Annotated in this window: 24 protein-coding genes; 9 read left to right on the forward strand and 15 right to left on the reverse strand. The window is 58.8% G+C overall.

Features of this window, described 5'->3' with window-relative positions; translation table 11 throughout:
- Positions 1 to 45: 45 nt before the first annotated feature.
- Positions 46 to 1,002: a DUF2167 domain-containing protein gene (locus ACXHXG_RS00125; RefSeq protein ID WP_457898163.1), complete on the forward strand. Its 957-nt coding sequence runs from the start codon at positions 46 to 48 to the stop codon at positions 1,000 to 1,002.
- 163 nt (positions 1,003 to 1,165) lie between these two features.
- Here the strand turns inward: ACXHXG_RS00125 and ACXHXG_RS00130 are convergent, their stop codons facing one another.
- Positions 1,166 to 1,333 carry a hypothetical protein gene (locus ACXHXG_RS00130; RefSeq protein WP_158704431.1) on the reverse strand — a complete coding sequence of 56 codons (168 nt, stop codon included), beginning with the start codon at positions 1,331 to 1,333 and terminating at the stop codon, positions 1,166 to 1,168.
- A gap of 34 nt (positions 1,334 to 1,367) precedes the next feature.
- Here ACXHXG_RS00130 and ACXHXG_RS00135 point away from each other — a divergent pair, with 34 nt between their 5' ends.
- Positions 1,368 to 2,006, forward strand: a complete 639-nt coding sequence (locus ACXHXG_RS00135) for a DUF1062 domain-containing protein (protein WP_457898164.1) — start codon at positions 1,368 to 1,370, stop codon at positions 2,004 to 2,006.
- A gap of 81 nt (positions 2,007 to 2,087) precedes the next feature.
- Here ACXHXG_RS00135 and ACXHXG_RS00140 read toward each other — a convergent pair whose 3' ends face one another.
- The 6 genes from ACXHXG_RS00140 to ACXHXG_RS00165 all read right to left on the reverse strand — a co-directional run bounded on the left by ACXHXG_RS00140 (position 2,088) and on the right by ACXHXG_RS00165 (position 6,229).
- A complete protein-coding gene (locus tag ACXHXG_RS00140; RefSeq protein ID WP_104822732.1) occupies positions 2,088 to 2,528 on the reverse strand; it encodes a DUF2155 domain-containing protein in 441 nt (146 codons plus the stop codon).
- A gap of 104 nt (positions 2,529 to 2,632) precedes the next feature.
- A complete protein-coding gene (locus ACXHXG_RS00145) occupies positions 2,633 to 3,031 on the reverse strand; it encodes an NADH:ubiquinone oxidoreductase subunit NDUFA12 (RefSeq protein WP_104822731.1) in 399 nt (132 codons plus the stop codon).
- A gap of 105 nt (positions 3,032 to 3,136) precedes the next feature.
- Entirely contained in the window at positions 3,137 to 3,604 is a 468-nt protein-coding gene (locus ACXHXG_RS00150) for a GNAT family N-acetyltransferase (RefSeq protein WP_457898165.1), read from the reverse strand.
- Positions 3,605 to 3,626: 22 nt separating this feature from the next.
- On the reverse strand, positions 3,627 to 4,130 hold the full coding sequence (locus ACXHXG_RS00155; protein WP_283050041.1) for a GNAT family N-acetyltransferase: 504 nt from the start codon (positions 4,128 to 4,130) through the stop codon (positions 3,627 to 3,629).
- Positions 4,131 to 4,136: 6 nt separating this feature from the next.
- On the reverse strand, positions 4,137 to 5,642 hold the full coding sequence (gene gatB / locus ACXHXG_RS00160) for an Asp-tRNA(Asn)/Glu-tRNA(Gln) amidotransferase subunit GatB (protein ID WP_457898166.1): 1,506 nt from the start codon (positions 5,640 to 5,642) through the stop codon (positions 4,137 to 4,139).
- Positions 5,643 to 5,719: 77 nt separating this feature from the next.
- Entirely contained in the window at positions 5,720 to 6,229 is a 510-nt protein-coding gene (locus tag ACXHXG_RS00165) for a GNAT family N-acetyltransferase (protein WP_457898167.1), read from the reverse strand.
- 298 nt (positions 6,230 to 6,527) lie between these two features.
- Here ACXHXG_RS00165 and ACXHXG_RS00170 point away from each other — a divergent pair, with 298 nt between their 5' ends.
- Complete coding sequence (locus ACXHXG_RS00170; protein WP_457898798.1) at positions 6,528 to 6,785, forward strand: YjhX family toxin; 258 nt, start codon at positions 6,528 to 6,530, stop codon at positions 6,783 to 6,785.
- A 285-nt stretch (positions 6,786 to 7,070) separates the two neighbouring features.
- Complete coding sequence (locus ACXHXG_RS00175) at positions 7,071 to 8,531, forward strand: hypothetical protein (protein WP_457898168.1); 1,461 nt, start codon at positions 7,071 to 7,073, stop codon at positions 8,529 to 8,531.
- A 113-nt stretch (positions 8,532 to 8,644) separates the two neighbouring features.
- Here the strand turns inward: ACXHXG_RS00175 and gatA are convergent, their stop codons facing one another.
- The 3 genes from gatA to ACXHXG_RS00190 all read right to left on the reverse strand — a co-directional run bounded on the left by gatA (position 8,645) and on the right by ACXHXG_RS00190 (position 11,243).
- A complete protein-coding gene (gene gatA, locus ACXHXG_RS00180) occupies positions 8,645 to 10,126 on the reverse strand; it encodes an Asp-tRNA(Asn)/Glu-tRNA(Gln) amidotransferase subunit GatA (RefSeq protein ID WP_104822725.1) in 1,482 nt (493 codons plus the stop codon).
- Positions 10,127 to 10,182: 56 nt separating this feature from the next.
- Positions 10,183 to 10,470, reverse strand: a complete 288-nt coding sequence (gene gatC / locus ACXHXG_RS00185) for an Asp-tRNA(Asn)/Glu-tRNA(Gln) amidotransferase subunit GatC (RefSeq protein WP_283050034.1) — start codon at positions 10,468 to 10,470, stop codon at positions 10,183 to 10,185.
- A gap of 68 nt (positions 10,471 to 10,538) precedes the next feature.
- Complete coding sequence (locus ACXHXG_RS00190; protein ID WP_457898169.1) at positions 10,539 to 11,243, reverse strand: metal-dependent hydrolase; 705 nt, start codon at positions 11,241 to 11,243, stop codon at positions 10,539 to 10,541.
- A gap of 118 nt (positions 11,244 to 11,361) precedes the next feature.
- Here ACXHXG_RS00190 and ruvX point away from each other — a divergent pair, with 118 nt between their 5' ends.
- Positions 11,362 to 11,856 (forward strand): Holliday junction resolvase RuvX, encoded by a 495-nt coding sequence (gene ruvX / locus ACXHXG_RS00195; RefSeq protein WP_457898170.1) that lies wholly within the window; start codon positions 11,362 to 11,364, stop codon positions 11,854 to 11,856.
- Here the strand turns inward: ruvX and ACXHXG_RS00200 are convergent.
- The 4 genes from ACXHXG_RS00200 to ACXHXG_RS00215 form a co-directional block, all read right to left on the reverse strand.
- Positions 11,793 to 12,125: a DUF6105 family protein gene (locus tag ACXHXG_RS00200; RefSeq protein WP_457898171.1), complete on the reverse strand. Its 333-nt coding sequence runs from the start codon at positions 12,123 to 12,125 to the stop codon at positions 11,793 to 11,795. The genes ruvX and ACXHXG_RS00200 overlap by 64 nt on opposite strands.
- The gene (locus ACXHXG_RS00205; protein ID WP_457898172.1) at positions 12,122 to 12,295 is read right to left on the reverse strand and encodes a hypothetical protein; all 174 of its coding nucleotides are present in this window, start codon (positions 12,293 to 12,295) and stop codon (positions 12,122 to 12,124) included. Before ACXHXG_RS00205 ends, ACXHXG_RS00200 begins: the two co-directional genes overlap by 4 nt.
- A 129-nt stretch (positions 12,296 to 12,424) precedes the next feature.
- A complete protein-coding gene (locus ACXHXG_RS00210) occupies positions 12,425 to 13,084 on the reverse strand; it encodes a TetR/AcrR family transcriptional regulator (RefSeq protein WP_104822720.1) in 660 nt (219 codons plus the stop codon).
- A 103-nt stretch (positions 13,085 to 13,187) separates the two neighbouring features.
- The gene (locus ACXHXG_RS00215; RefSeq protein WP_457898173.1) at positions 13,188 to 13,805 is read right to left on the reverse strand and encodes a GNAT family N-acetyltransferase; all 618 of its coding nucleotides are present in this window, start codon (positions 13,803 to 13,805) and stop codon (positions 13,188 to 13,190) included.
- Between the two features lie 85 nt (positions 13,806 to 13,890).
- On the opposite strand from ACXHXG_RS00215, the gene ACXHXG_RS00220 reads away from it, so the two are divergent.
- Positions 13,891 to 14,091, forward strand: coding sequence for a type II toxin-antitoxin system VapB family antitoxin (locus tag ACXHXG_RS00220; protein WP_104822718.1), 201 nt, complete (start codon positions 13,891 to 13,893; stop codon positions 14,089 to 14,091).
- Positions 14,088 to 14,486: a type II toxin-antitoxin system VapC family toxin gene (gene vapC / locus ACXHXG_RS00225; protein WP_457898174.1), complete on the forward strand. Its 399-nt coding sequence runs from the start codon at positions 14,088 to 14,090 to the stop codon at positions 14,484 to 14,486. Before ACXHXG_RS00220 ends, vapC begins: the two co-directional genes overlap by 4 nt.
- A gap of 16 nt (positions 14,487 to 14,502) precedes the next feature.
- Here vapC and ACXHXG_RS00230 read toward each other — a convergent pair whose 3' ends face one another.
- Positions 14,503 to 16,161 carry an acyl-CoA dehydrogenase family protein gene (locus ACXHXG_RS00230; protein ID WP_457898175.1) on the reverse strand — a complete coding sequence of 553 codons (1,659 nt, stop codon included), beginning with the start codon at positions 16,159 to 16,161 and terminating at the stop codon, positions 14,503 to 14,505.
- Between the two features lie 185 nt (positions 16,162 to 16,346).
- Here ACXHXG_RS00230 and ACXHXG_RS00235 point away from each other — a divergent pair, with 185 nt between their 5' ends.
- Positions 16,347 to 17,303 carry an aspartate carbamoyltransferase catalytic subunit gene (locus ACXHXG_RS00235; protein WP_457898176.1) on the forward strand — a complete coding sequence of 319 codons (957 nt, stop codon included), beginning with the start codon at positions 16,347 to 16,349 and terminating at the stop codon, positions 17,301 to 17,303.
- A complete protein-coding gene (locus ACXHXG_RS00240) occupies positions 17,300 to 18,589 on the forward strand; it encodes a dihydroorotase (RefSeq protein WP_285168192.1) in 1,290 nt (429 codons plus the stop codon). Before ACXHXG_RS00235 ends, ACXHXG_RS00240 begins: the two co-directional genes overlap by 4 nt.
- The last annotated feature ends 32 nt before the right edge of the window (positions 18,590 to 18,621 follow it).

Consider the following 18,621-nt stretch of genomic DNA (forward strand, 5'->3'; position numbering starts at 1 on the left):
AACCAGAAATCCGCTACGTTCGGCACAACAGCCGGGGGTAGTATCTTGAAAACATATCTTGCAATCGCCTTTCTCGCCGCACTGGTCGCAACGCAGGCCGAGGCCAAATCCTTTCACGACATGTTCGGCACCGACGCGCCCGAGGGCGGCGCAGGAGCCATACTGAAGACCATCGACTTCCAGCAGGGACCGATCAAATTGCCCGGCGCCAACGCGACGCTGAATGTTTCCGATCAGTTCTACTATCTCAATCCGGCCGATACGCGAAAAGTACTGGTTCAGCTTTGGGGCAATCCGGGCAATGCCGCCGAAGGTACGCTCGGCATGATCTTCCCGGCGAAATATGCGCCGACGGATCAGCGTACCTGGGGTGCGGTCGTCGAATATGACGATGGCGGCCATGTCTCCGACGATGATGCCGCGTCGACAGACTACAACGCGCTGCTGAAACAAATCCAGGACGCGATCAAAGGAGACAATCCCGAACGCGAGAAGCAAGGCTACCCTTCGATCACTCTGGTCGGCTGGGCTGAACCACCGCACTATGACAAGACAACCCATGCGCTCCACTGGGCGCGCGACCTGGTCTTCGGCAAAGACCCCAATGGTCCGCATACGCTGAACTATTCGGTGCGCGTGCTCGGTCGCGAAGGCGTCATGGAGCTCGATTTCGTAGCCGGCCTCAACCAATTGCAGGAAATCAACAATGCCATCCCGAATGTCATCAACACCGTGCAATATGACAGCGGCAAGCGCTATGCCGACTTTGTCAACGGCGACAAGATCGCCGCCTACAGCATGGCGGGAATGATCGCGGCCGGTGCCGGCGTGAAGATTGCAGCAAAACTCGGCTTCCTGGCTGTCGTCCTTGGCTTTTTCAAAAGCTTCGGCGTAGCGCTCCTGGCATTGAAGAAAGGGCTGATCGTCGTCATCGCCGGCATTGCCGCCCTCGGACGCAAGATCCTTGGCGTGTTTCGCCGGGATAAAAGCACCGACGCTTGAGCGCGGTCCGGCCGGCTGGTGTAGAGAAAGGCCGTTGGCCTCCAGTGCGTCACGGCTTCAAATCCGCGTTTTAATCTGCTAACGCTCGTTTGAAGAGCGTTGGTGCATTGAGGTTCCACTTTGCCGTCGTAAATACCGGTCTCATCCAATTTCACCCCGTATGTCAGGGCAGCTTCATCGCCGCCGGATGTATGATCATGTTCATCGGGTGGTGGCCTGAGACCGGTTTGGCATTGTTGAAATGCGCCATGCGCAGCCATTGCTGTCTCAGCTCTTCAGCCGTCCGAAACATCGCCACGCCGCGCCCGTAATGGGCTTGTCTTACCGCCAACTTGGTGAACTTCCGAACGGAAGACCAAGACGGTATGTGCAACAGTCTCAAGGTCCGATGGACCATCAATCCTCGAACTGCCCCTCAACCATGGATCGCCTGCAGCGGATGCGGCTGCCCCAAGCCTTTCAAGTCCAGCGGCAAGATCAGGCTCAACGCCAACGGCAAGAAACTCGACGCCTGGCTCGTCTATAAATGCGTGGACTGCGACAAGACATGGAACCGGACGCTCTTCGAGCGCCAGACCATTCGTGATCTTGATCCGCTTGTTCTGGAAGCGCTGCAAGGCAACGATTCCGATTGGATACGAGCCAGAGAATTCGATCTCGATGCGCTGCGGCGCAAGACCCAACGCATCGACGAATTTGCCGATGCAGATGTTGAAAAAGAGATACTGAGCGAACCGGATTGCTGGACAATGCTGGAAATCGATCTGGCGGTTACGCTTCCTTTCAACGTCCGTCTCGATCGCCTGCTTGCCTCTGAACTCAACGTCTCACGCTCCCGGCTTCAGGCTCTGCACGAAGACGCGAAACTTCGGGTGCATACGGATCGCGCCGATGCGATGCGGCGTAGGATCAAGAATGGCTCATGCATCGTCATCGATCTCTCTGACGAGGCCGATCGACATTTGATCTGGAAAGCCGCCGTTTTGGGCAAAGAGATCAGCTGACCGGATGCCGTAGGATTGCTCGCGACGAATTGACCTTCGCGCGCCAATCTTGCGGCATTGCTATGGCTGAAGAGGAATATGTTACTTGGCGCCGGCGCTGTCCGGCGGCGGGATGTCCGACTTCTGCTTGCACTCTTTCAGCCAGACGTCATAGATCGGATGTTCAACGGCGTTGAGACCCGGGCTGTCGGCGAACATCCAGCCGGTGAAGATGCGGCGGATGCGGCGGTCGAGGGTGATCTCGTCCACCTCGACAAAGCCGTCGACCTTCTGCTGCTCGGTATCGTCACGGGAATAGCAAGCCTTCGGCGTCACCTGCAGCGCGCCGAACTGCACGGTCTCGTTGATGTAGACATCGAACGTGGTGATGCGGCCGGTGATCTTGTCGAGGCCGGAGAAGACGGCGACGGGGTTGGAGATGCGGGCAGCCTCGGCGGACGGCGGCAAAAAGACGCCCGCAGCAAAGGCAAGCGCCACTCCCGATATCGCACGCAAAGAAGCGCTCCGCGTGAAAAACGTCATATCCGCCAATCTCCGCTTGGTCTCGGTCAAAGCGCCGAGCACGAGCCGGCAAGTTCTGCGCCTAAAGGCCAATTGTGGCCAAAGGACGGGCCGGCCCTCTAGGCTCAGTTGCCGGGCGTCCAGGCGTCGTAATCGCCGGTCACGCGCGGACGTTCGCCGGCAACGGACAGCGAGCCGGGCGGACGATAGGCCTGCGGCGAACCCGTCGGATTGGCGCGGTGCGCCTTCTGCCATTCCTTGGCGACGTAGTTGTCCTTGGTCGGCGGAACGTCGGTGCGGTGATGCATCCAGCCGTGCCAGCCCGGAGGAATAGCGGACGCCTCGGCATAACCCTTGTAGATCACCCAGCGCTTCGGAAGGCCGTAGGAGGACATGCCGCCCTCGTAGTAGACATTGCCGAATTCATCCTCGCCGACGCGCTTGCCGAACCGCCAGGTCGCAAAGCGGGTGCCCATCGTCTGACCATTCCACCAAGTGAAGGTTTGCACGAGTAAATTCCACATGTCTTTATCCTTGTGCCCGTTGGGAGCAGGCGAAACCAGAATTCGATCGTTTGCTTATGCCGTCTGACAAACGGATTGTCCAGAGATTCGCATGGGAAACGCGCTTCATTTCAAGGCCATCTTGAAGCCGAGATGGCTCGGCTTGAAACCCAATCTCTCATAGAAACGATGGGCATCCTTGCGAAGGGCGTTCGAGGTTAGTTGCACGAGCCGCACGCCGCGGCCTTTTGCCTCGGCAATGCAAAAATTGATCATCATGGCACCGATCCCCTGCCCGCGCAGATCGCTCCGCGTCTGGACGGCCTCGATGATCATCGACGAGGAGCCGCGGCCGGTCAGCGATGTCGTGATCATGGTCTGGAACGTGCCGACGACCTCGCCCGCCAGCTCGGCGACATAGAGCGCCTGATCCGGCGAGGATTGGATGGTCCGGAAGGCGCGGAGGTAATCCTCGTAAGCGGTGGGATCGGTCGTGTCGGCGTGACCGCCGAGAGCATCGGCGGCGAAGAGGGCGATTAAGAAGCCAAGATCCGTCTCTCGGGCTTCGCGGATCAGCAGGTCAGTTCCAGTCATCGCCAACATCTTCTGATCCACTTTAGTGGCTTGCCAGCCGCTTCTCAAACACCAGCGCCGGAATACCCGACTGCCCCGGGCCAGCATTCTCGTTGCGGCCGACCTCGGTGAAGCCGTGGGCTTTGTAGAAGGCGATCGCTTCGGCATTTTCTGGCTCGACGTCGAGGCGCATGACCTCGGCGTTCGGAAAGCAGGTTTCCAGCTCGGCGAAGATGTCGCGGCCGATGCCGTTGCGTTGCAACGAGGGACGGACATAGAGCATGTGCAGGAGAACGGTCTTGGTCATCTGCTCGGACATGACGGCATAACCCATGCCGCCAATATCCTCGCCATTATCGGCGACCAGAAACTCGGATTGCCGCTTCGCCAACCGCGCTTTCAGCTTGGCCGGCGACAGCAGAAACTCGATCAGTTCATTGACCTTCGCCGCGCCGTAGTGCCGATCATAGGCGGCATGCCAGGTCTCTACGAGAAGGTCACGGACCTTCCCGAGATCCTGTTCGCCGGCCGTGCGGACGAAATACACGGGCGCCTATTCCTCTTCGATGCCGAGCTTGGCCTTGACGAGGGCTTGTACCGCCTGCGGATTGGCCTTGCCGCCGGTCGACTTCATCACCTGGCCGACGAACCAGCCGGCAAGCGTCGGCTTGGCCTTGACCTTGGCGACCTGATCCGGATTGGCGGCGATGATCTCATCGACGGCCTTCTCGATGGCGCCGGTGTCGGTGACCTGCTTCATACCGCGAGCTTCGACGATCTCCATGGGATCGCCGCCTTCGGTAAGCACGATCTCGAACAGGTCCTTGGCGATCTTACCGGAGATGGTTTCGGCCTTGATCAGGTCGATGATGGCGCCGAGCTGGGCAGGCGAAACCGGAGTCTCCTCAATGGTTTTGCCGGTTTTGTTCAAGGCGCCCAGCAAGTCGTTGATCACCCAGTTTGCCGTGATCTTGCCATCGCGACCGGCAGCGACGGCCTCGAAATAATCGGCAATCGCCTTTTCCGAGACAAGCACGGAGGCATCATAGACCGAGAGACCAAGATCGCGGACGAAACGCTCCTTCTTGTCGTCAGGCAGCTCCGGCAGATCGGCTGCGAGTTCCTCGACGAAAGCGTCGTCGAATTCGAGCGGCAGCAGGTCCGGATCGGGGAAATAACGGTAGTCGTGTGCATCCTCCTTGGAGCGCATGGAGCGGGTTTCACCCTTATTCGGGTCGAAGAGGCGCGTTTCCTGCTCGATCACCCCACCGTCTTCCAAAATACGGATCTGCCGGACCGCCTCGGCCTCGATCGCCTGTCCAATGAAGCGGATGGAGTTGACGTTCTTGATTTCGCAGCGTGTGCCGAACTCGCCGCCCGGACGACGGACAGAGACATTGACGTCGGCGCGCATGGAACCTTCATCCATATTGCCGTCGCAGGTGCCGAGATAACGTACGATCGAGCGCAGCTTGGTCATATAGGCCTTCGCCTCATCCGACGAGCGCATGTCCGGCTTGGAGACGATTTCCATCAGCGCCACGCCGGAACGGTTGAGGTCGACATAGGACATAGTGGCGTGCTGGTCGTGCATGGACTTGCCGGCGTCCTGCTCCAGATGCAGGCGCTCGATGCCGATCTCGATGTCCTCGAACTGACCCTGGCGATCCGGACCGAGCGAGATGACGATCTTGCCTTCGCCGACGATCGGGTCCTTATACTGCGAGATCTGATAGCCCTGCGGCAGGTCCGGATAGAAATAGTTCTTGCGGTCGAAGACCGAGCGCTTGTTGATCTGAGCCTTCAGGCCGAGGCCGGTGCGCACGGCCTGCCTGACGCATTCCTCATTGATGACCGGCAGCATGCCGGGCATGGCGGCATCGACCAGCGAGACGTTGGAATTCTGCGGCTTGCCGAACTCGGTCGAAGCACCGGAGAAGAGCTTGGATTTGCTCAGCACCTGGGCATGGACTTCCATTCCGACAATAACTTCCCAATCGCCGGTGGCACCGGGAATGAAGCGCTTCGGATCTGGCGTACGAACGTCGACAATGGTCATGAGAGGCTCTTGAAATGCTGTTCTTCTGAACTTTGTGAGGTAGAGCAATTGGCGGTGCGGCGCAAGACTTTCAGCACCTATAAGCCCGCGCCATACGTCCCGTCGTCGCTATCGAGCAGCGCTTTCGAAAGTCCGACCGTCGGCACGTCGCGATCGAGCTTCGGAGAATAGTCGACGGAAAGCCAATGAATGGCATAGCCGTGTGCCTTGAAGAATTCGATCGCATCGCTGTTTTCCGCGTGGGTTTGCACCGCGATCTTCTCCAGCCCCTGCTCCCGAACGTCCTTTTCGATCTGCGCCAGCAGGGCCGAACCAAGTCCCTGCCGCAGATGATCGGGATCGATCCAGAAATCGGAGATATTCTCGTCCAAGGCTTCACGGGCTGCCCAACCGGCAACCACTCCGTTCAGCTCCACGACCGTGATCGTCAGCCAGGCGCCGCGGGTGAAGTTCGAGAAGGCTTCGCTGGCACTTTCGAGCAGCGCGTCCGTGCCGCCGATCGACCTCATGGCCGCCTGCCATGAGCGCAGGCCGATATTGGCCAATATCTCCATCTCTCCTTCGTGCGCGTTGCGAATGTGGATCATCAGGCCCCCGCCGTTTTCAGCAGTAAAACACCGGAAACGGGCTTTTTCCAGCCACCAAATGAGAACGGGCGCTGGATGGCGGCCTATGTTTAACGAGGTGAAACTTGACCGGCGGGTACAACCTGCTTTAGATATGGCGCATCAATGGAGTCTTGATGTCCACCTTTTCTCAGACCCGGTAGAGGCCCCGCCCGCAAGTCTTCTTGCGCGCTGGGCCCGAAACGAAGCCCCGACTTTCCGCAAGGGAATGTCGGATCGTTTTGTCGCGCCTTACGGCGCTTTCCGGATCTTGAAAACCATGGATATTTCTCGCGCCGAACAGCGCATCCTGCATCTGCTCGCCCAAGGCGGGCGCATTGAAATCAACCGCGCCGAAAACAAGAAGATCGAGACGGTCCGCTGCTTCACACGCGACGGCTGGCTCTATCCCGGCTTCGGCCTCGACCTTTTCCGCAGGCTCAAACGCCTAAGAGCCATCAAATCGGCCGGGGGGCATCCCTATCGGATTACTGAGCAGGGATTGAGGCTGGTGAGGGCGCAGTTGGATAATAGGTAGGCTTGAATGAGCGAGGCTGCCCGGATTTTCCGGGCGGTCGATATACCGCCTGAACGGGAGGAGCTTCCGAACTCTAACCATCAGCGCTCGCATCGACACGACGACCGCGAGCACGCGAACGAATTCTTCGCCTTACCAAACGATTTGGAAGCTGCGCCGCAAATAAAAGCAGATAGCACAAGCATAGCTCGTATAAATGTGAATTTTTCAGCGCTGGGACGCCTTGCTACCTCGCATTAAGTTTGATTTCTTTTGAATTGTTTCAGTTGGTAGAGGGCAGGCCAAGTGGCACCAAAAAAAGTAGTTGTGGTCGAAGTTGAGCTAAATAGTGACAATGTCGAGAGAATAGACTTCGACTCAAAGCACACACTCTTGGACTGGGATGTTATCGTTTTCTTTCCAGATATCGCCAACATGCTTAATCATAGCGAGTCATATCAGGGGAAAATCAGTCTCAACGAAAATGATAGCTTCCGGCTCAAAGAGCGATGTGAGCACTGGAGACGCGAAATCAAACTCGCATTGGATGCCGGACGAACTGTCATCTGTTACCTTGAAGAGTTGAAAGAGATATTTGTTGATACTGGGCAGCGAAACTACTCTGGCACCGGCAAAAACAGACATACAACTCGACTTGTTTCGCTTTATTCCAACTACGAGTCGTTGCCTGTTTCGCTGAAGCCTAGAAACGCCTCTGGCAGCTCCATGAAACTTTCGCCAAAGGCATCAGTGTTAAGCCAATACTGGTCAGAGTTCGGTGGCGAATCCACATTTGAAGTGACCCTTCATGGAAGTCCGCCGACGGCCTCGATTACAACCAAGGCAGGCGACCAAGTCGTAGGCGGCATTTATAGAACAACATCAGGAGGGAACTTCGTTACGCTTCCGATGCTGACGTTTTATCAAGATGACTTTTTCTCTGGCGGCGACTTCAACGAAACGGCCAAGGTCTTCGCGGAAAAAATAATTCATTCTTGGTTGGGCATTGATGCATCACTCCGTTCTGAAACGGAACTCACTCCGGCCCCTCAGTGGGCAGAAGGCGGTGTATATCTGCTTCACGCTGAGGCTAGCTTGAAGGCAAAACTTCTTGAAGCGGAGCAGCGATTAACGGAAGCACAGAAGCAAAAGGAAGAAGCAGCTGACTCCTTGCTGGAAGCTGGTAGCTTACGCGCTCTTCTGTACGAAAAGGGTGCACCTCTTGAAAAAGCGATCATCCGAGCATTGACGGCCCTTGGTTTCGAGGCTGAGTCATACAAGGATGCGGAATCCGAATTCGATGTTGTGTTTCGTAGTGCTGAAGGTCGGCTTCTCGGCGAAGCGGAAGGAAAAGATAATAAGCCAATAAACATCGAAAAGTTGCGCCAATTATCCATGAACATTCATGAAGATCTGGCACGAGATGAAGTAAATACGCAAGCAAAACCAGTTTTGTTTGGCAATGGCTACAGGCTGCAAGCTCCATCTGAGCGAGGGCAGCAGTTCACAGATAAGTGTGTTTCTTCAGCAAAATCATCTGGTACCAGCCTTGTAGCTACAACGGATTTGTTTCGTGTGGCCAAATATGTCTCGGATAGCGATGACACAGCTTTCGCAGCTTTGTGCCGGGCCGCTCTTCTTCAAGCCTCCGGCATGGTCGCATTCCCAAATGAACCGGTCACATTACAGCACCCAATCCAGCCACTGACGGCATCACCTTTTAGCAATGACGGAATAGGCGAAGAATTCGCGACCGACGGCGCTTGACGCTGGCATTTTTCAAATTCGTGTCCAGCGCATTGCCAATCATTCATGCGGCAAATCCAACCGCGCCGACCGTTTCATGATCGGCGCATTTATAGGCCTCAAAAGGACGGCGCTTACCACCACTTCGCCGGCGTGAACTTGCCGGCGGCCTGTTCGATGACGTGGGCGGTCTTGAACAGGGTTTCCTCGTCGAACGGCTTGCCGATGAGTTGCAGGCCGAGTGGCAGGCCCTTCGGGTCGAGGCCGGCGGGGACGGCGATGCCGGGAAGACCGGCCATGTTGACCGTCACCGTGAAGATGTCGTTGAGGTACATCTTGACCGGATCGGAAGCGAGGTTCTCGTCGGCGATACCGAAGGCCGAAGACGGCGTGGCGGGCGTGAGGATCGCGTCGACGCCGGCGTGGAAGGCGAGTTCGAAATCGCGCTTGATCAGCGTGCGGACCTTCTGGGCACGCAGGTAGTAGGCGTCGTAATAGCCGGCCGAGAGCACGTAGGTGCCGATCATGATGCGGCGCTTGACTTCCTGGCCGAAGCCGGCAGCGCGCGTCTTCTCGTACATGTCGACGATATTCTCGCCGTCGACGCGCAGGCCATAGCGCACGCCGTCGTAACGGGCGAGGTTCGACGAGGCTTCAGCCGGCGCGACGATGTAATAGGCCGGCAGGGCGTATTTCGTATGCGGCAGCGAGATGTTGACGATTTCGGCGCCTGCATCCTTTAGCCAGGCGATGCCCTGCTGCCAAAGAGTCTCGATCTCTTCCGGCATGCCGTCGACGCGGTATTCGTTCGGGATGCCGATCTTCATGCCCTTGAGCGATTTACCCAGCGAGGCTTCGTAATCCGGCACGGGCAGATCGACCGAGGTCGTATCTTTGGCGTCAACGCTCGCCATCGACTTCAGCAGGATGGCAGCGTCGCGAACATCGCGAGCGATCGGGCCAGCCTGGTCGAGCGACGAGGCGAAGGCGACGATGCCCCAGCGCGAGCAGCGGCCATAGGTCGGCTTGATGCCGACCGTGCCGGTAAAGGCGGCGGGCTGGCGAATGGAGCCGCCGGTGTCAGTGGCGGTGGCGCCCGCGCAGAGATGCGCGGCAACGGCAGCGGCCGAACCGCCCGAGGAGCCCCCGGGAACGAGCTGCTGGTTGGAGCCTGCGGCGCGCCAGGGGTTGATCACGGGGCCGTAATAGGAGGTCTCGTTGGAGGAGCCCATGGCGAACTCATCCATGTTGAGCTTGCCCAGCATGACAGCACCGTCGTTCCAGAGGTTCTGGGTGACGGTCGACTCGTAGTGCGGCTCGAAGCCGTCCAGGATGTGGCTGCAGGCCTGGGTATGAATGCCTTCGGTGCCGAACAGGTCCTTGATGCCGAGCGGAATGCCTTCCAGCGCGCCGGCTTTGCCTTCAGCAAGGCGGGCGTCCGAGACCTTGGCCATTGCAAGCGCCTTTTGCGGCGTCACCTTCACATAGGCATTGAACTGAGCATTGGCCGCCTCGATCGCCGAAAGATAGGCCTCGGTCAATTCGGTGGCGGTGATGTCCTTGGCGCGCAGTTTGTCGCGAGCTTCGGCGATGGTCAGGCTGGTCAGTTCACTCATCTTGTTTCGCTTCAGGTCTAATGAGGGCAATGGGTCGGAACAGGCTCGTGCGGCCGTTATTCAACAACTTTGGGAACCAGGAAGAAATTCTGATCGGTATTCGGCGCATTGGCGACGATGTCGGAGGCCTTGCTGCCATCGGTGACACCATCCATCCGCTTCTTCATCGCCATCGGCGTGACGGAGGTCATGGCTTCTACACCATCGACATTCACTTCGGAAAGCTGCTCGACGAAGCCCAGAATGCCGTTCAACTCACCCATCATCCGCTGCGCTTCGTCCTCATTGACGGCGATGCGGGCAAGATGGGCGACGCGTTTCACGGTAGCAAGATCGACGGACATGGCATTCTCCGGATAGGATTTTTCCTATCGCTATAAAGACCATGTCCGCCATACGCAACGTACTTTTGTCAGGCGGAAACGCTGCCGCCCGGCTTCGGTGCCGCGACGGCCGTCTTCGAACCTTCCAGGCCGGCGATGAACTTTTCCGGCGTCTGGTCGATGATCGGGAAAGTGCCGTAGTGGCAGGGAATGGCGGTCTTGAAGTTGAAGTAGCGCTGGCAGGCGAGCGCGGCAACGGCGCCACCCATGGTGAAGCGGTCGCCGATCGGCACGATGCCGATATCAGGCTGATGCAGTTCGTTGATCAGGGCCATATCGGAAAAGATGTCAGTATCGCCCATGTGGAACAGCGTCGGCTCGTCGTCGAAATGCAGCATCAGGCCGTTCGCGTTGCCGAGAGAATGCGAAACACCGTCCTCTGTGAGTTGGGCAGAGGAGTGTAGCGCGTTGGTGAAGGTCGCCGAGAAGCTACCCAAAGAGATGGTGCCGCCGGTATTGCCCATTTCCAGCTTCTCGACACCCTTGCTGCCGAGCCAGGCGGCGAGATCGGCATTGGCGAGAACGACTGCGCCGGTGTCCTTGGCGATCTGAATAGTGTCGCCGACGTGATCGCCATGACCATGGGTCAAGAGGATGTGGGTGACGCCCGCGGTGGCGTCCTTCATATCGAGGCCGGCGAAGGACGAATTATAGGTCAGGAACGGATCGATAAGGATTTTGGCCTTGGCCGTTTCGATGCGAAAGGCGGAGTGGCCGAGCCAAGTGATCTTCATGGATTTCTCCTTAATACTTGATTTCTAATGCAAGACTGGTGTCTTAGGACATATCCGAAACCGTCACAAAGAAAAGCGGTGCGGACTTCAATTTGTTTTGACGGGGGACAATAGCCTGATGACGACGCTGACCATCGAAGACCTCGCCGTGATGCTTCTGCCCGGCCAGCCGATCGCCGGGCTCGATCTCGGCACCAAGACGATCGGGCTCGCCATGTCCGATCTCGGTCGGCGGTTTGCCACGCCGCGCCCGGTGATCAAGCGTGTGAAGTTCACCCAGGATGCGCAGGTGCTGCTTTCCTTCGCTGAAAAGGAGAAAGTCGCGGCTTTCGTGATCGGCCTGCCGATGAACATGGACGGTTCGGCAGGGCCGCGCGTGCAGGCGACACGGGCCTTCGTGCGCAGCATGGCCGACAAGACCGACCTGCCCTTCGTCTTCTGGGATGAGCGGTTGTCGACGGTCGCCGCCGAGCGGGCGCTGCTGGAAATGGACGTCTCGCGCGCCAAACGTGCCGAGCGCATCGACTCGGCGGCCGCAAGCTTCATTCTTCAGGGCGCCTTGGACAGGCTTTCGGCACTCGGCAGGCGGGTTTTTCCCGATCTCGAGACCTGACGGCTCTTCCACCGTTCCAGGATAGCAGCACGCTTGCGGAAGCCTATGATGGAGAAGACCAGCAGGCTGTCGAAGGCGATGGCGCGGGCGACCAACGGCGGAATGGTTTCGGGCGGGATGCCGAGGATCTTGCCGTAGATATCAAAAACGAGATCGTGCATCTGCCGCGTGAACATGAAGACGCCGAAACTCATGTCGTAGTAGGAAAGATAGTACCACGCCCCGAGAAACGAGACGGGTGCGGCCCAGCATATCAGCAACCACTTCATGCGGTTCCCCTTCGACGCGGGTATTGCGTCGCTTCAGTCGAAAGGACCAGCCAGTTCGACAGTGCCATGGCGCTCAAAACCAGTGCCGGTACCGCTATGTCGAGTGCCAGTACGGCGAAGAACATCATCGCCGCGACAAGGAACACGATTTTTGTGGGTCTCGACCCCATGGCTGCACGCTCGGTGGTTAACAAACTATCCACCTACAGTGGCCAGTTAACCGTTGCGGCGCAATGTAAACCAATTGTTAAGGTTAACGCCCGGGCGGAACTGTGGATATCTCCTGCGTGGTTGAAATGTCAGCCGTAAACGCCGCGCACGATCCGCTTCAGGGCGGTAGCGGCCTTCTCCCAGTCCTTCGACGTTTTCAGGGCAAGACCGGCGCATTGGCCGCTGACGGTCGCCGAAAGCACGAGATGCTGGATGGCGGCGAAGATCATGGCATTGACGCCGATCGCATCGATCCCCTTCGGCGGTGTAAGCGAGCCGCGCATGCGCTCTATCCAGCCAGCCAGCGCTTTCGAGCGGGCTTCCGACAGCCGCCGCACCTGCTCGGTATTTTCGGACACCTCCCACGCGACGATGCGGCGCATCAGCGGATCGGCGCGCAATGCATCGAGGAAAAGCAGGGCCAATCGTTCCATCAGGTCGCCATAGGTCAGCAGGAACATGCCGCCGGTATCGTCGGGAATGCGATCCGTCACCCAGCTTCCGAGATCGGTGCCGATCGCCTCCACCAAGCCATCGAGACCGCCATAGTAGCGATAGATCAATTGCTTGTCGCAGCCGGCGCCGCGGGCAACCGCGTTGATGCCGAAATTCTGGAAACCTTCCTCCGCCAGCAGCCGTTTCGCAGCATCCAGGATCGCCTGCTCGGTGGCGGCGCGGTTGCGCACCCGCTTCTCCGGCTCGGCGGGTGTTTCGATCGGTTTTCTCAAAACGGCGTTTGCGCTTGGCATTGTGTCGGCCCCAACCTGTCACCAGACGGTGAATAACAAGCCGCACCGAAGGGAACAACGAGCCGATGAACTTCGATGGAGTTAAAGCTGTGCAATCCACAGATTAGAGAGATTGGCCGAACCAGATGGTGGTCTGCGATGTCAATTCTGGCGGCAGTTCCAGCCGGGAAAATCCGCGCGATGCCCAGAAGCGTATGCCATTGTGGTTACCGACATTTGCCCCCAGATGCACGCCTTTGACGCCATGGGCGCGGGCATTGGAAAGCCATCTGTCGAGAAGCGCGCTGCCAATGCCCTGCCCCTGCGTGCGCGGTAAAAGATTCATATGAATATGCGCCGGGAACGGATCGGTGAGAGCAGCGGGCGCTCGCTTCGGATGGTGGATCGTAAAGCTTCTCTGCTGATCCGCATCCCAGGTCGAAGCATCGCCGGATGGCTCCGCATAGCGTTTGCGCAGCGCCGGCCACCACTCACGTTCCAGCCTTTCCTCGAAAGCAACCGTATCGAAGACCCCGGCAATATAGCCGCAGACACCCTCCCCATCTTCGGCGACGAAAACGGTTTCCGGGCTAAGGGTCGCATAGGGCACCGAATAGATATGCCCGATCATCCGTCCATCGCGATGTAGCGCCGTGGCATCCCTGCCGGCATCGCCGGTGACCAGGGAAATGATATAGAGCTGATCGATGTCATCGGGTTGGACCGGGCGGAGATTGATCATGGATACCCTCAATGGCTGCTTTCGCGTTTGCGATCCCAGGGATCGATGTGTATAATTCTTTATTGGCATACACACGAGATTGCAAATGCGAACAAATATAGAAATTGATGACGCGCTAATCGCAGAAGCAATGGCTGCGACAGGACAGTCGACAAAAAAAGCGACCGTTGAGGAAGCTCTGCGGAGTGTAGTTCGTTGGCATCGCCAGAGACGAGCGCTCGAGGACCTTGCAGGGCTTGGATGGGAAGGCGATCTGGAAGAGATGCGAAGAGATCGACAACAGTGATCGTCGTTGATAGCTCTGTTTGGATTTCCCTTTTGCGCAACGCAGAGACGGAAGCCGTGCGTCGTCTCCGAAATATGATAGCAGCAGGACCTCCCGATATTTTGGTTGGAGATCTTATACTTCTCGAAGTTCTTCAGGGTGCCCGTGGTGATCGGCATGCGGCTCTAATAGAAAGAAGTCTTCGCCAATTTACGGTTCGACCGATGCTGAACGATGCATTTGCAGTCAAAGCGGCGCGCAACTATCGTTTTCTACGAGAGCGTGGAATTACTGTACGAAAAACCATAGGCGTCATCATCGGCACGTTCTGCATCGAGGAAGGGCACGTGCTTCTTCACGATGATCGGGATTTCGATCCAATGTCTGAGCATCTCGGTCTACAAATAGCTGGATAAATCCGAGCCGGGGCAATCAAGTCGCCGGCGGATACAACAAATCGACGATGTAGCTCGCATCGAAGCGGGCATCCAGCATGCCGTAGGTGGCGCGCCAGCCGCCCGCAAGGCGGGTTTCTATAAAAGCATCGGCGATCTTGCCTGCGCCCAGGCGATAGAGTTCGGCGGCGCCGGCGGCCAGTGCCATCTGCTCGATCAAGAGGCGGGCTGCTCCTTCGTCCTGTTCGCAAAGCGCCATGGCGGCGCGTAGGACATCGATGGTTTTCTTGCCGGCCGGGCCGAGGTCGCGGGCAAGGCCGGCGAAGACGGTTTCGAACAGGTCCCTACCCCGGTTCAGAACGCGCAGCACGTCGAGCGCCATGACGTTGCCGGAGCCTTCCCAGATCGCATTGACCGGCGCCTCGCGGTAATGCCGGGCGATCGGGCGCTCCTCGATATAGCCGCTGCCGCCGATGCACTCCATCGCCTCGTAGATCAGCGCGGGCGCGATCTTGCAGCACCAATATTTGGCAACCGGCGTCATGACGCGGGCATAGGCGGCATCTTCGCTGCTGCTGCTTGCCTTGTCGAAGGCCTCCGCCAGGCGGAAGGCGAGTGCAGTCGCCGCCGCAACATCGAGCGCCATGTCGGCAAGCACGCGCGTCATGATCGGCTGATGGACCAGCATCTTGCCGAAGACGCTGCGGCCACGGGCATGATGCACGGCTTCGGCGAGCGAAGCCCGCATGATGCCGGCGGATGCCAGTGCACAATCGAGGCGCGTCAGCGTCACCATATCGAGAATGGTGCGAATGCCGCCATCCGGCGCGCCTAGCAGGAAGCCGAAGGTATCGCTGAACTCGACTTCGGAGGACGCGTTCGAGCGATTGCCGAGCTTGTCCTTCAACCGCTGGAACTGCAGGCCATTGGCGGAGCCGTCTTCAAGCAGGCGCGGCACCAGGAAGCAGCCCATGCCGTCCTTGGTCTGCGCCAGCATGATGAAAGCATCGCTCATCGGGGCCGACATGAACCATTTGTGGCCCGAGAGCCGATAGATGCCGTCACTGACCTTGTCGGCGCTCGTCTTGTTGGCGCGCACATCCGTGCCGCCCTGCTTTTCCGTCATGCCCATGCCGATGGTGACGGCGCTTTTCTGCATGGCCGGCTTGTTGGACGAATCATATTTGCGCGAGAGAATCTTCGTCGCCCAATCCTTCTGCACGGCCGGAGACGCCATCATTGCCGCGACCGAGGCGCTGGTCATGGTCAGCGGGCAGAGATGGCCGCATTCCAATTGTGCGGTCAGATAGAAGCGCGCGGCGCGGACCTTGTGCGACTGGCCCTTGGCTTCCGGGTCGGACTGCGGATCCCAGATCGAGGAATGCAGACCTGATGCCATGGAGCGGCGCATCAGCGCATGCCAGGCCGGATGAAACTCGACCACATCCAGCCGTTCGCCGCGCGGGCCGTGGGTGCGCAGTTGCGGCGCGCCCTGGTTCGCCATGCGCGCCAGTTCCTGCGCCTCATGCGAGGTGACATAACGGCCCATCTGCTCCAGATCTTCGCGCGTCGAGCGCGGCAGACCGGACGTCAAATCGACGATCAGCGGATCGGAACGATAGGCATTGATGCCGGACCAGAGGCTCGGCTGGTTCAGTTCGGCAAATGTGTCGTCAGTCCGGGTCGGTTGGGTCATGGATCGCTTGTAGAGCAAGAGGGTTGCAAAAGGAAACTGGAACTTTCGTCTCCCAACAGCATAGCTGCTGTAGCGGGATTCGAGCGAAATTGCATGGGGAACAAGCGGGCGTAACGAAAGCCCGCGCTTGCCCCTGAGGCGCTCCCTCTTTATAGACCCCCTGACGAAATCCGGAGGGCAGCGTCATGTTCTTCTTCCCCCACCGCCACCTCATCGGCATCAAGGGCCTCACCGAACAAGATATCACCTATCTTCTCGACAAGGCCGACGAGGCGGTGAAGATCAGCCGGCAGCGCGAAAAGAAAACATCGACGCTTCGCGGGCTGACGCAGATCAATCTCTTTTTCGAAGCCTCGACCCGCACGCAAGCATCCTTCGAACTGGCCGGCAAGCGGCTCGGCGCCGACGTCATGAACATGTCGGTCGGCAATTCCTCCGTAAAGAAGGGCGAAACGCTGATCGACACGGCGATGACGCTGAACGCCATGCGTCCCGATGTCCTCGTCATCCGCCACTCCAGCGCCGGTGCTGCCTCGCTGCTGGCGCAGAAGGTCTCCTGCTCCGTCGTCAATGCCGGCGACGGCCAGCATGAGCATCCGACGCAGGCGCTGCTCGACGCACTGACCATTCGCCGCGCCAAGGGCAAGCTTTCGCGCATCATCGTCGCGATCTGCGGCGACGTGCTGCATTCGCGTGTCGCACGCTCCAATATCCTGCTGCTGAATGCCATGGGTGCGCGTATCCGGGTCGTGGCTCCCGCCACGCTGCTGCCCGCCGGGAACGCCGACATGGGCGTCGAGGTCTTCCATTCGATGAAGGAAGGACTGAAGGACGCCGATGTGGTGATGATGCTGCGGCTGCAACGCGAGCGCATGTCCGGTGCCTTCGTGCCGTCGGTGCGGGAATACTATCATTTCTATGGGCTCGATGCCGAGACATTGAAGGCGGCCAAGGAGGATGCACTTGTCATGCATCCCGGTCCGATGAACCGCGGTGTCGAGATTGCCTCCGAGGTGGCCGACGGACCGCAAAGCGTCATCGCCGAACAGGTGGAAATGGGTGTCGCGGTGCGCATGGCGGTCATGGAGGCGCTCCTGATCTCGCAAAACCAGGGACCGCGCACCGAGGGAGCTGGCGCATGAGCAACTCTATCGTCCTCCAGAACGTCCGTATCATCGATCCCTCGCGCAATCTCGATGAAGTCGGCATGATCATCGTCGAAAACGGCGTCATCCTCTCTGCCGGCAAGGACGCGCATAGGCATGCCGTGCCGAAGGGCGCCGAGATCCGGGATTGCACTGGCCTCGTCGCCGTGCCCGGCCTTGTCGACGCCCGCGTCCATGTCGGCGAGCCCGGCGGCGAACATCGCGAGACCATCGCTTCGGCGAGCCGTGCGGCGGCAGCCGGCGGCGTGACCTCCTTCATCATGATGCCGGACACTGATCCCGTCATCGACGACATCGCCCTGGTCGAATTCGTTAAGAAGACGGCGCGCGATACGGCCGTCGTCAATGTCTATCCGGCAGCGGCGATTACCAAGGGGCTTGCCGGCGAAGAGATGACGGAAATCGGTCTCCTCAGGGAGGCCGGCGCCGTGGTCTTCACCGATGCGCATTCCGGCGTCTACGATACGCAGGTCCTGCGCCGCATCATGACCTATGCGCGCGAATTCGGCGCGGTCGTCTCCTGCGAGACCCGCGACAAATATCTCGGCGCCAACGGCGTGATGCATGAGGGGCTGCTGGCAAGCTGGCTCGGGCTATCCGGTATTCCGAGGGAAACCGAGCTTATCCCGCTCGAGCGCGATCTGAGAATAGCAACGCTGACCCGCAGCCACTATCACGCAGCGATGATCTCCGTGCCCGAATCGGCAGAGGCCATCCGCCTTGCACGCTCGCGCGGCGCAAAGGTCACCTGCGGCATCTCGATTAACAATCTGGCGCTTAACGAAAACGACATCGGCGAATACCGCACCTTCTTCAAGCTCTATCCGCCGCTGCGCTCCGAGGATGATCGCACGGCCATGATCGAGGCGCTTGCGGACGGCACCATCGACATCATCGTCTCGTCGCACGACCCGCAGGATGTGGATACCAAGCGCCTGCCTTTCGGAGAGGCTGAGGACGGGGCGATCGGGCTGGAGACGCTGCTTGCCGCCGCACTTCGCCTGCATCACAGCGGCGAAGTGAGCCTGATGCGACTGATCGACGCCCTTTCAACCCGGCCGGCGCAGATCTTCGGTCTTGATGCCGGCACGCTGAAGCCGGGCGCGAAAGCGGATATCACCTTGATCGATCTCGACGAGCCTTGGCTTGTTGCCAAAGACATGCTTCTGTCGCGCTCGAAGAATACACCGTTCGAAGACGCAAGAATGACCGGCAGGGCAGTCGCGACCTATGTCGCCGGCAAGTTGGTTCACAGTCTCTAGGCAAAGCTGAGGCTTATGGGGAATAGAAAGTG

The sequence above is a fragment of the Rhizobium sp. LEGMi-198b genome, assembly GCF_054114205.1.